General features: G+C 56.1%; 6 protein-coding genes, 2 tRNA genes and 3 rRNA genes. 10 read left to right on the forward strand and 1 reads right to left on the reverse strand.

All coding sequences use genetic code 11. The features are described from left to right. Window positions 1-47: 47 nt before the first annotated feature. On the forward strand, window positions 48-1055 hold the full coding sequence (msrP, locus tag P5704_018750; protein ID WOF78053.1) for a protein-methionine-sulfoxide reductase catalytic subunit MsrP: 1008 nt from the start codon (window positions 48-50) through the stop codon (window positions 1053-1055). Next, window positions 1055-1666: a protein-methionine-sulfoxide reductase heme-binding subunit MsrQ gene (gene msrQ, locus P5704_018755; protein ID WOF78054.1), complete on the forward strand. Its 612-nt coding sequence runs from the start codon at window positions 1055-1057 to the stop codon at window positions 1664-1666. The genes msrP and msrQ overlap by 1 nt, the downstream gene beginning before the upstream one ends. 95 nt (window positions 1667-1761) lie before the next feature. Here msrQ and P5704_018760 read toward each other — a convergent pair whose 3' ends face one another. Then, window positions 1762-2139, reverse strand: coding sequence for a hypothetical protein (locus P5704_018760; protein WOF78055.1), 378 nt, complete (start codon window positions 2137-2139; stop codon window positions 1762-1764). Window positions 2140-2236: 97 nt separating this feature from the next. Here P5704_018760 and P5704_018765 point away from each other — a divergent pair. From P5704_018765 to P5704_018800, 8 genes are all read left to right on the forward strand, one after another. Then, window positions 2237-3773: ribosomal RNA gene (locus P5704_018765) — 16S ribosomal RNA — on the forward strand. A gap of 91 nt (window positions 3774-3864) precedes the next feature. Beyond that, a tRNA-Ile gene (locus tag P5704_018770) sits at window positions 3865-3941 on the forward strand. A 30-nt stretch (window positions 3942-3971) separates the two neighbouring features. Next, window positions 3972-4047, forward strand: a tRNA-Ala gene (locus P5704_018775). Between the two features lie 253 nt (window positions 4048-4300). Next, window positions 4301-7188: ribosomal RNA gene (locus P5704_018780) — 23S ribosomal RNA — on the forward strand. A gap of 134 nt (window positions 7189-7322) precedes the next feature. Further along, window positions 7323-7438: ribosomal RNA gene (gene rrf / locus P5704_018785) — 5S ribosomal RNA — on the forward strand. Together the 16S, 23S and 5S rRNA genes with 2 tRNA genes alongside form the textbook arrangement of a ribosomal RNA operon. Before the next feature lie 168 nt (window positions 7439-7606). Beyond that, the gene (locus P5704_018790; GenBank protein WOF78056.1) at window positions 7607-8263 is read left to right on the forward strand and encodes a paraquat-inducible protein A; all 657 of its coding nucleotides are present in this window, start codon (window positions 7607-7609) and stop codon (window positions 8261-8263) included. Then, window positions 8250-8873, forward strand: coding sequence for a paraquat-inducible protein A (locus P5704_018795; GenBank protein ID WOF78057.1), 624 nt, complete (start codon window positions 8250-8252; stop codon window positions 8871-8873). Before P5704_018790 ends, P5704_018795 begins: the two co-directional genes overlap by 14 nt. Further along, a complete protein-coding gene (locus P5704_018800) occupies window positions 8866-11175 on the forward strand; it encodes an MlaD family protein (protein ID WOF78058.1) in 2310 nt (769 codons plus the stop codon). The genes P5704_018795 and P5704_018800 overlap by 8 nt, the downstream gene beginning before the upstream one ends. The last annotated feature ends 63 nt before the right edge of the window (window positions 11176-11238 follow it).

Below are 11238 nucleotides of genomic sequence, written 5' to 3' on the forward strand. Positions count from 1 at the left end.
TCTGGCTGCGCGTATTGCTCCGTCGGAGTCAATACGCGGAGCAACCCATGCTTATCAGGATTCCCGCCTCCGGCGAGTGTCGTGAGTCAGAGGTAACTACCGAGGCGGCATACTTCAGCCGCCGGCAGATTCTTCGTGGAGTCATGCTGTCCGGTGCTGCCGCAGGATTGCCGTCTCTCGCTAATGCTTCCGAGCGTTATCCCGGCGTGACTGCGGCGCAGGCTCCGGAGTGGTTCACCGACAAACTGGCCAACGCCCGTTGGCAGGCAGTGGTCCCAGAAGACGAAACCATTACGCCATTTGCGGACGCTTCCCAGTACAACAACTTCTACGAGTTCGGTCCCAACAAGGGTGATCCGGCGCGTCATGCTTCGGCTTTGAAAGTGGAGCCTTGGTCGGTGTTGATCGATGGTGAGGTCGATCAGCCCGGGCGTTACGCTCTTGAGGACCTGTGCTCGGAAAGCCGGCTCGAGGAGCGCATCTATCGGCTTCGCTGTGTGGAGGCCTGGTCAATGGTCATTCCGTGGCTGGGTTTTCCTTTGGCCGATCTGATTCGCAAGGCCCAACCGCATTCCTCTGCGAAGTTTATTCGGTTCGAAACGGCGTACCGGCCGGAGGAAATGCGCGGAACCCGCTCTGGATTTGGACTGATCGATTGGCCCTATGTCGAGGGGTTGCGAATGGATGAGGCCATGCATCCACTAACGTTGCTCGCGGTCGGCATGTATGGTCGCACGCTACCTAACCAGAATGGGGCGCCACTGAGGTTGGTGGTCCCTTGGAAGTACGGCTTCAAAAGCATCAAGTCCATAGTGCGGATCAGTTTCGTGCGCGAGCAGCCGACTACGACCTGGCAGTCGATGGCGCCGCAGGAATATGGCTTCTACGCCAACGTCAACCCGAAGGTTTCGCACCCTCGTTGGTCGCAGGCTCGTGAGCGTCGACTTCCGGGAAGCCTGTTCAGCCCGAATCTCCGGGACACCCAACTGTTCAATGGCTACGCAGAGCAAGTCGCGGGGTTATATAGCTCGATGGATCTCAGTAAGGATTACTGATGCGCTATCCCGTGTGGCGGCCGGCAGTTTTCGTCTGTGCCGCGAGCTTGCCATTGTATTGGCTGTACCTGGGCTGGCAGTTCGCGCTTGGCCCTGATCCCGGCAAGGTGCTGGTCGACAATCTTGGCGAGGGCGCGCTGGTCGTGCTGCTTCTGACGCTTTCAATGACGCCCTTGCAGCGATTGACTGGATGGGGCGGCTGGCTGGCCGTACGGCGTCAGCTTGGGCTTTGGTGTTTCACCTATGCGCTCCTGCACCTGGCGAGTTATCTATACTTTTTACTCGGTGGCGATTTTTCCCGTCTGAGCGAAGAGTTGCGCGAACGACCCTATATCCTGGTGGGTGGACTAGGGTTTGTCGGGCTGACTGTCTTGGCGATGACATCGTCTCGTTGGAGCATGCGCCGGCTTGGTAAGCGCTGGAAGAAAGTGCATAGGCTGGTTTATCTCATTGTCGTTCTGGCGTTGCTGCATATGCTCTGGGTGGTTCGAGCGGACGCGGCGCGCTGGTTCCTCTATGCAGGTAGTGCCGCGGCACTCTTCTTCTTGCGCGTTCCTGCGGTGGCTAAGGCTCTCACTTCAGTATGCAGCAGAAAGAGTCGGCTTGAATAAAACTGAAATAAACGGTTGACGGCTGTTTTCAGGTGCCTATAATGCGCACCACTTCCGGCGCAGTCCTCAAGCAAAACCTCTTGTAAATCAAAAGGTTAGCGAAATAAAAAGGTTGCACCGGTGGCGGATTCGAGTAGAATGCGCCGGGCTGGCAGGGTGGTGGTTGAGTCCTGTTGGCGGCTCCGGTCAGGTTGATCGGAAGCGGTTGAAAGAGGTGGTTGACAGTGGGTTTGAACGCTGTATGATTCGCCTCCCGCTGATGAGAGACGCTGGGTTGATCTGAAGCGCAAGCGGTTGAGAAGAAAGAAAAACTTCTTCAAAAACAGCTTGACAGGTAACAAGGCTGCTGTAGAATGTGCGGCCTCGGTTGAGACGAAAGGCTTGATCGAAACGCTCTTTAACAACTGAATCAAGCAATTCGTGTGGGTGCTTGTGAATGTAAGACTGATGGTCAGATAGATTATCAGCATCACAAAGCAACACTCGTTTATTCGAGAGTTACTCTTTCTTGTAAAGAGATTTGCGATTGCTGAGCCAAGTTTAGGGTTTTCTCAAAACCCAAGCAGTATTGAACTGAAGAGTTTGATCATGGCTCAGATTGAACGCTGGCGGCAGGCCTAACACATGCAAGTCGAGCGGATGAAGGGAGCTTGCTCTCTGATTCAGCGGCGGACGGGTGAGTAATGCCTAGGAATCTGCCTGGTAGTGGGGGGCAACGTTTCGAAAGGAACGCTAATACCGCATACGTCCTACGGGGGAAAGCAGGGGACCTTCGGGCCTTGCGCTATCAGATGAGCCTAGGTCGGATTAGCTAGTTGGTGAGGTAATGGCTCACCAAGGCGACGATCCGTAACTGGTCTGAGAGGATGATCAGTCACACTGGAACTGAGACACGGTCCAGACTCCTACGGGAGGCAGCAGTGGGGAATATTGGACAATGGGCGAAAGCCTGATCCAGCCATGCCGCGTGTGTGAAGAAGGTCTTCGGATTGTAAAGCACTTTAAGTTGGGAGGAAGGGCAGTAAGTTAATACCTTGCTGTTTTGACGTTACCGACAGAATAAGCACCGGCTAACTTCGTGCCAGCAGCCGCGGTAATACGAAGGGTGCAAGCGTTAATCGGAATTACTGGGCGTAAAGCGCGCGTAGGTGGTTTGTTAAGTTGGATGTGAAAGCCCCGGGCTCAACCTGGGAACTGCATCCAAAACTGGCAAGCTAGAGTATGGCAGAGGGTGGTGGAATTTCCTGTGTAGCGGTGAAATGCGTAGATATAGGAAGGAACACCAGTGGCGAAGGCGACCACCTGGGCTAATACTGACACTGAGGTGCGAAAGCGTGGGGAGCAAACAGGATTAGATACCCTGGTAGTCCACGCCGTAAACGATGTCGACTAGCCGTTGGGATCCTTGAGATCTTAGTGGCGCAGCTAACGCATTAAGTCGACCGCCTGGGGAGTACGGCCGCAAGGTTAAAACTCAAATGAATTGACGGGGGCCCGCACAAGCGGTGGAGCATGTGGTTTAATTCGAAGCAACGCGAAGAACCTTACCAGGCCTTGACATGCAGAGAACTTTCCAGAGATGGATAGGTGCCTTCGGGAGCTCTGACACAGGTGCTGCATGGCTGTCGTCAGCTCGTGTCGTGAGATGTTGGGTTAAGTCCCGTAACGAGCGCAACCCTTGTCCTTAGTTACCAGCACGTTAAGGTGGGCACTCTAAGGAGACTGCCGGTGACAAACCGGAGGAAGGTGGGGATGACGTCAAGTCATCATGGCCCTTACGGCCTGGGCTACACACGTGCTACAATGGTCGGTACAAAGGGTTGCCAAGCCGCGAGGTGGAGCTAATCCCATAAAACCGATCGTAGTCCGGATCGCAGTCTGCAACTCGACTGCGTGAAGTCGGAATCGCTAGTAATCGTGAATCAGAATGTCACGGTGAATACGTTCCCGGGCCTTGTACACACCGCCCGTCACACCATGGGAGTGGGTTGCTCCAGAAGTAGCTAGTCTAACCTTCGGGGGGACGGTTACCACGGAGTGATTCATGACTGGGGTGAAGTCGTAACAAGGTAGCCGTAGGGGAACCTGCGGCTGGATCACCTCCTTAATCGAAGACTTCAGCTTCTTCATAAGCTCCCACACGAATTGCTTGATTCACTAGCGAAAAGCGATTGGGTTTCGACCCGAGAGAGACGATTGGGTCTGTAGCTCAGTTGGTTAGAGCGCACCCCTGATAAGGGTGAGGTCGGCAGTTCGAATCTGCCCAGACCCACCAATTGTCATGGGATGTGGCCGATCTGTAGATGGGGCCATAGCTCAGCTGGGAGAGCGCCTGCTTTGCACGCAGGAGGTCAGCGGTTCGATCCCGCTTGGCTCCACCATTAACTCGAAAATCGCTGAAAGCTCAGAAATGAGTGCTGCTTGCGCATCTGATGATGGGTGAGGGTATTGATTTCTGGTCTTTGCGCCAGAACTGTTCTTTAAAAATTTGGGTATGTGATAGAAGTAGATTTGAGTGATCACTTTCACTGGTGATTATTCAAGTCAAGGTAAAATTTGCGTGTTCTCTATGCAAATTTTCGGCGAATGTCGTCTTCACGTTATAGACAGTAACCAGATTGCTTGGGGTTATATGGTCAAGTGAAGAAGCGCATACGGTGGATGCCTTGGCAGTCAGAGGCGATGAAAGACGTGGTAGCCTGCGAAAAGCTTCGGGGAGTCGGCAAACAGGCTGTGATCCGGAGATGTCTGAATGGGGAACCCAGCCATCATAAGATGGTTATCACACACTGAATACATAGGTGTGTGAGGCGAACCAGGGGAACTGAAACATCTAAGTACCCTGAGGAAAAGAAATCAACCGAGATTCCCTTAGTAGTGGCGAGCGAACGGGGACTAGCCCTTAAGTTGATTTGAGATTAGCGGAACGCTCTGGAAAGTGCGGCCATAGTGGGTGATAGCCCTGTACGCGAAAATCTCTTATCAATGAAATCGAGTAGGACGGAGCACGAGAAACTTTGTCTGAATATGGGGGGACCATCCTCCAAGGCTAAATACTACTGACTGACCGATAGTGAACCAGTACCGTGAGGGAAAGGCGAAAAGAACCCGGAGAGGGGAGTGAAATAGAACCTGAAACCGTATGCGTACAAGCAGTGGGAGCCTACTTTGTTAGGTGACTGCGTACCTTTTGTATAATGGGTCAGCGACTTATTTTCAGTGGCGAGCTTAACCGAATAGGGGAGGCGTAGCGAAAGCGAGTCTTAATAGGGCGTCTAGTCGCTGGGAATAGACCCGAAACCGGGCGATCTATCCATGGGCAGGTTGAAGGTTAGGTAACACTGACTGGAGGACCGAACCGACTACCGTTGAAAAGTTAGCGGATGACCTGTGGATCGGAGTGAAAGGCTAATCAAGCTCGGAGATAGCTGGTTCTCCTCGAAAGCTATTTAGGTAGCGCCTCGTGTATCACTGCTGGGGGTAGAGCACTGTTTCGGCTAGGGGGTCATCCCGACTTACCAAACCGATGCAAACTCCGAATACCAGCAAGTGTCAGCACGGGAGACACACGGCGGGTGCTAACGTCCGTCGTGAAAAGGGAAACAACCCAGACCGTCAGCTAAGGTCCCAAAATCCTGGTTAAGTGGGAAACGATGTGGGAAGGCTTAGACAGCTAGGAGGTTGGCTTAGAAGCAGCCATCCTTTAAAGAAAGCGTAATAGCTCACTAGTCGAGTCGGCCTGCGCGGAAGATGTAACGGGGCTCAAACCAGGTACCGAAGCTACGGGTTCAACGCAAGTTGAGCGGTAGAGGAGCGTTCTGTAAGCCTGTGAAGGTCAGTTGAGAAGCTGGCTGGAGGTATCAGAAGTGCGAATGCTGACATGAGTAACGACAATGCGAGTGAAAAACTCGCACGCCGAAAGACCAAGGGTTCCTGCGCAACGTTAATCGACGCAGGGTGAGTCGGTCCCTAAGGCGAGGCTGAAGAGCGTAGTCGATGGGAAACGGGTTAATATTCCCGTACTTCTAGTTACTGCGATGGGGGGACGGAGAAGGCTAGGCCAGCAAGGCGTTGGTTGTCCTTGTTTAAGGTGGTAGGCAGAGATCTTAGGTAAATCCGGGGTCTTAATGCCGAGAGCTGATGACGAGCTTTCTTTTAGAAAGCGAAGTGGTTGATGCCATGCTTCCAGGAAAAGCCTCTAAGCTTCAGGTAACTAGGAACCGTACCCCAAACCGACACAGGTGGTTGGGTAGAGAATACCAAGGCGCTTGAGAGAACTCGGGTGAAGGAACTAGGCAAAATGGCACCGTAACTTCGGGAGAAGGTGCGCCGGTGAGGGTGAAGTATTTACTACGTAAGCCCATGCCGGTCGAAGATACCAGGCCGCTGCGACTGTTTATTAAAAACACAGCACTCTGCAAACACGAAAGTGGACGTATAGGGTGTGACGCCTGCCCGGTGCCGGAAGGTTAATTGATGGGGTTAGCGCAAGCGAAGCTCTTGATCGAAGCCCCGGTAAACGGCGGCCGTAACTATAACGGTCCTAAGGTAGCGAAATTCCTTGTCGGGTAAGTTCCGACCTGCACGAATGGCGTAACGATGGCGGCGCTGTCTCCACCCGAGACTCAGTGAAATTGAAATCGCTGTGAAGATGCAGTGTATCCGCGGCTAGACGGAAAGACCCCGTGAACCTTTACTATAGCTTTGCACTGGACTTTGAATTTGCTTGTGTAGGATAGGTGGGAGGCTTTGAAGCGTGGACGCCAGTTCGCGTGGAGCCATCCTTGAAATACCACCCTGGCAACTTTGAGGTTCTAACTCTGGTCCGTTATCCGGATCGAGGACAGTGTATGGTGGGTAGTTTGACTGGGGCGGTCTCCTCCTAAAGAGTAACGGAGGAGTACGAAGGTGCGCTCAGACCGGTCGGAAATCGGTCGTAGAGTATAAAGGCAAAAGCGCGCTTGACTGCGAGACAGACACGTCGAGCAGGTACGAAAGTAGGTCTTAGTGATCCGGTGGTTCTGTATGGAAGGGCCATCGCTCAACGGATAAAAGGTACTCCGGGGATAACAGGCTGATACCGCCCAAGAGTTCATATCGACGGCGGTGTTTGGCACCTCGATGTCGGCTCATCACATCCTGGGCTGAAGCCGGTCCCAAGGGTATGGCTGTTCGCCATTTAAAGTGGTACGCGAGCTGGGTTTAGAACGTCGTGAGACAGTTCGGTCCCTATCTGCCGTGGACGTTTGAGATTTGAGAGGGGCTGCTCCTAGTACGAGAGGACCGGAGTGGACGAACCTCTGGTGTTCCGGTTGTCACGCCAGTGGCATTGCCGGGTAGCTACGTTCGGAAGAGATAACCGCTGAAAGCATCTAAGCGGGAAACTTGCCTCAAGATGAGATCTCACTGGAGCCTTGAGCTCCCTGAAGGGCCGTCGAAGACTACGACGTTGATAGGTGGGGTGTGTAAGCGCTGTGAGGCGTTGAGCTAACCCATACTAATTGCCCGTGAGGCTTGACCATATAACACCCAAACAATTTGGCTGTTAGACGGTAAGTCGACAAACAAACCGAAAATCTGCACGAACACGCAATACCCGTTCGATCACATACCCAATTCGCTGCAGCGGCTAAACCCCGAGGCAGCAACTGAATTGCTTGACGACCATAGAGCGTTGGAACCACCTGATCCCTTCCCGAACTCAGTAGTGAAACGACGCATCGCCGATGGTAGTGTGGGGTCTCCCCATGTGAGAGTAGGTCATCGTCAAGCTCCTTTCCCAAACCCCCGACCCGCGCAAGCTGGCCGGGGGTTTGCTTTTGTGCGATCTAAAAGCTTGAGAAGCAGGTTCGGACTCAGATTAAATCCTGTCTTTTGGCTGGCTACTCAACGCTGTGGGTATGGCTCGTTTAAGATAAGTGCTTTACTCGGATATTCCTCATGCCGGAATCGGCTGCTAGTCCAAGGCTCGAAGAGCTTCCGATCGAACAGCTCGTCGGCTGCCCAGAATGTGATCTGTTGATGACCAGGCCGACGCTCAACCTTGGTGAGGTCGCTGAGTGTCCTCGTTGTGGCTGCGAGCTGTTTCGGTTACGACACCGCATCGTAGGCCCGGGGCTGGCGCTGGTGTTGGCGGCCCTGCTGCTTTACTTTCCTGCGAATTTCCTGCCGATCATGCAGTTGAACCTCCTTGGGCGAGTCACCCACGATACCGTCTGGAGTGGCGTGCTAAGTCTGTACAACAGCGGCATGCAAGGCATTGCCGTGGTGGTTTTCCTCTGCAGCATGGCGGTGCCGCTGCTGAAACTGCTGTGCCAGCTCGCCGTGTTGCTCTGCATCGCCATCGATCGCGCCAAATCAGTAGGGCTGCTGCTCTACCGGATCTATCACCATCTGCGCGAGTGGGGGATGCTTGAGGTCTATCTGCTTGGGATCCTCGTTTCCATCATCAAGCTACGAGACATGGCGGAGCTGAGCCTTGGTGTCGGCCTAGCCTGCTTTGCCGGGCTGCTGGTCGTTCAGGTGTGGCTGGAGCTCGTGATGTCACCGCATCAGGTCTGGGAAGCGCTGTCGGAGTCTGACGATGCGCGCCGCTGACGTCGGACTGATGGTCTGCCACGAGTGCCACCAGCTGAACCGGGCTACGCCTGATATCAAGCATCAGCATTGCAGCCGTTGCGGTGCCCGAGTGCATATGCGCAGGCCCAATAGCATTGCGCGCACCTGGGCATTGCTGATCACTGCAGCGTTGCTCTATCTGCCGGCCAACCTGCTGCCGATCATGACGATACGCATGCTCGGCAGCGGGGCACCTGACACCATCATGTCCGGCGTAGTCACACTGGCCAAGCACGGCATGTTTCCGATCGCCGCGGTGGTGTTCATCGCCAGCATTCTCGTACCGACGTTCAAGTTGCTTGGAATCGCCATGTTGCTGATTTCGGTACAAAGGCATCATCCAATGTCGCCACGCCAGCGGATATTGGTTTTTCGCTTCATCGAGTGGATCGGCCGCTGGTCCATGCTCGATATCTTCGTCATCGCCATTCTGGTGGCAATCGTCAATTTTGGCAGTCTCGCCAGCGTCGAAGCGGGGTTTGGCGCTGTTGCCTTCGCCAGCGTAGTCATTCTGACCATGCTCGCAGCCATTACATTCGACCCACGTCTGATCTGGGATAACACGGAATCCGGGAACAAGCATGACTGACCTGCCGCAAGCAAAAACCCGTCCAGCCTCCAACTGGTCGGCCATCTGGATATTGCCGCTGATCGCGCTGATGATCGGCGCCTGGCTGGCCTGGCAGGCCTATAGCGAACGGGGCATCCACATCGAAGTGCTGTTCGACAGCGCCGAAGGGATCGAGGTGGGCAAGACCTCGGTGCTGTACAAGGGCATGACCATCGGCGTCGTGCGTGAGCTGCGGCTGGAGGAGGATGGCCGCCGACAGGTGGTCGTCGCCGATATCGAGATGAACAAGGACGTCGAAGGCTACCTGCGTAGCGGCACGCGCTTCTGGCTGGTCAGGCCCAGCGTTACCCTGGCCGGGATCACCGGCCTGGAGACGCTGGTATCGGGCAACTACATCGGCATCAGCCCGGCCGAGGGTGAAGAAACGCGTCGTTTCGCGGCGCTGGCCGAGGAGCCGCCGATGTCGGACAACCGCATCGGCCTGCACCTTACGCTCAAGGCCGACCGCCTGGGCTCGCTGAACCGTGGCAGCCCGGTGTTCTACCGGCAGATCCAGGTCGGCCAGGTGAAGAACTACGTGTTGGCCGAAGACGACAGCACGGTCGAGGTGCAGCTGTTCATCCAGCCCGAATACGCGCACCTGGTGCGCAAGCACACGCGGTTCTGGAACGCCAGCGGTGTCACCGTGGACGCGGGGCTCACCGGAGTGAAATTTCGTACGGAGTCGCTGGCTAGCATCGTCGCCGGCGGCATTGCCTTTGCCACGCCTGCCCACCGCCAGGACAGCCCGGCGACCGATCCGAGCATCCCCTTCCGGCTCTATGAGGACTTCGATGCGGCCCAGGCGGGTATCAAGGCGCTCGTATCGCTACAGGATTTCGATGGGCTACAGGCTGGTCGGACTCCTGTCATCTACAAGGGCATGCAGGTCGGTTTGCTAAAGAAACTAGATATCGATTCGGACCTCAGTGGCGCACAGGCCGAACTCTCCATCGACCCGCTGTTCGAGGACTATCTGGTCGAGGACACGCAGTTCTGGGTGGTCAAACCGTCGGTTTCGGTTGCCGGCATTTCCGGTCTCGAGGCCCTCGTGCGCGGCAATTACATTTCGGTTCGTCCTGGCGAAAAAGGAGCGGAACCCCGACGCAACTTTGTCGCGCGAGCCAAGGCGCCACCGCTGGACATACGTTCGCCGGGCCTCCATCTGGTGCTGACGGCCGACAACCTCGGCTCTCTGGATGTCGGCAGTCCTGTGCTCTATCGCCAAGTACGGGTGGGTTCCGTGCAGAGTTACCAGTTCTCGCGCGACCAGCAGCGGGTAGTGGTGGGCGTACACATCGAGCAGCCCTACGCCGATCTGGTGAACAGTTCGAGTCGGTTCTGGAATGCCAGTGGCATTTCCCTGAGCGGCGGCCTTTCCGGCATTGAAGTGCGCAGCGAATCCCTGCAGAGCCTGCTGGCCGGGGGCATCGCATTCGAGACGCCGGATCCGCAAGCGCCGGCTACCAAAAAAGTGCCCCGATTCAAGTTGCACAAGGACCGGGGCAGCGCAATACGGCGCGGTACCTCGATAGAGATTCGTCTGACTCGCGGCGACGGCCTCGGTGCCGGCACGCCGATCCGCTACAAGGGGCTGGAGGTCGGTGAGGTCGACAGCGTGACCCTGAGCGACGACCTTGGATACGTCGTGCTGCGTGCTCGGATTACCACGGCTGAGTCCCGCATCGCTCGCGCGGGCACGCAGTTCTGGGTGGTTCGGCCCGAGCTGGGCATCATGCGCACCGCCAATCTGGATACGCTCGTCAGCGGTCCCTATCTGGAGGTTGCACCCGGGAAGCCGGGGTCGGCCGAACAGACTCGATTCAATGGTGAAGAGCGTGAGCCGCAGAAGGTTGGCGAAGGGCTCACGCTGGTCCTCAGCGCTGCGCGGCTGGGCTCGATCAAACCAGGCAATGCAGTCACCTACCGGGAGGTCAAGGTCGGCGAGGTGACCGGCTACGAGCTGGGCCAGAATGCCGACCGGGTGCTGATCCGCGTGCTCATCGAGCCGCGCTATGCGCCGCTGGTACATACCGGCAGCCGCTTCTGGGAAACCAGCGGCTTCGGCGTCGATTTCAGCCTGTTCAAGGGCGCGAGCCTGCGTACCGACTCGCTGGAGTCGTTGATCGAAGGCGGCGTCGCCTTCGCCACGCCGGACGGCGAGCAGAGGGGGCGGCGTGCCCTGCCGGGGCAGACCTTCGCGCTGTTCAAGGAGCCGCAGGAGGAATGGTTTGGCTGGGCGCCGAAGATCGAGTTGGGACGAGCGGAGACCCGCGAGTGATTCGGCAGGGCGTGTGGCCGGACTGCTTAGCTGAAGCTGCGTTTGATTGCACGACTACCGTTT

The sequence above is a fragment of the Pseudomonas sp. FeN3W genome (genome assembly GCA_030263805.2).
Classification (GTDB): domain Bacteria; phylum Pseudomonadota; class Gammaproteobacteria; order Pseudomonadales; family Pseudomonadaceae; genus Stutzerimonas; species Stutzerimonas stutzeri_G.

What these genes read in the sequence shown, in the direction of transcription:
- P5704_018790 (WOF78056.1), top strand. Translation starts at nt 7,607, where the DNA reads ATGCCGGAATCGGCTGCTAGTCCAAGGCTCGAAGAGCTTCCGATCGAA.
- msrP (WOF78053.1), top strand. Translation starts at nt 48, where the DNA reads ATGCTTATCAGGATTCCCGCCTCCGGCGAGTGTCGTGAGTCAGAGGTA.
- P5704_018800 (WOF78058.1), top strand. Translation starts at nt 8,866, where the DNA reads ATGACTGACCTGCCGCAAGCAAAAACCCGTCCAGCCTCCAACTGGTCG.
- msrQ (WOF78054.1), top strand. Translation starts at nt 1,055, where the DNA reads ATGCGCTATCCCGTGTGGCGGCCGGCAGTTTTCGTCTGTGCCGCGAGC.
- P5704_018795 (WOF78057.1), top strand. Translation starts at nt 8,250, where the DNA reads ATGCGCGCCGCTGACGTCGGACTGATGGTCTGCCACGAGTGCCACCAG.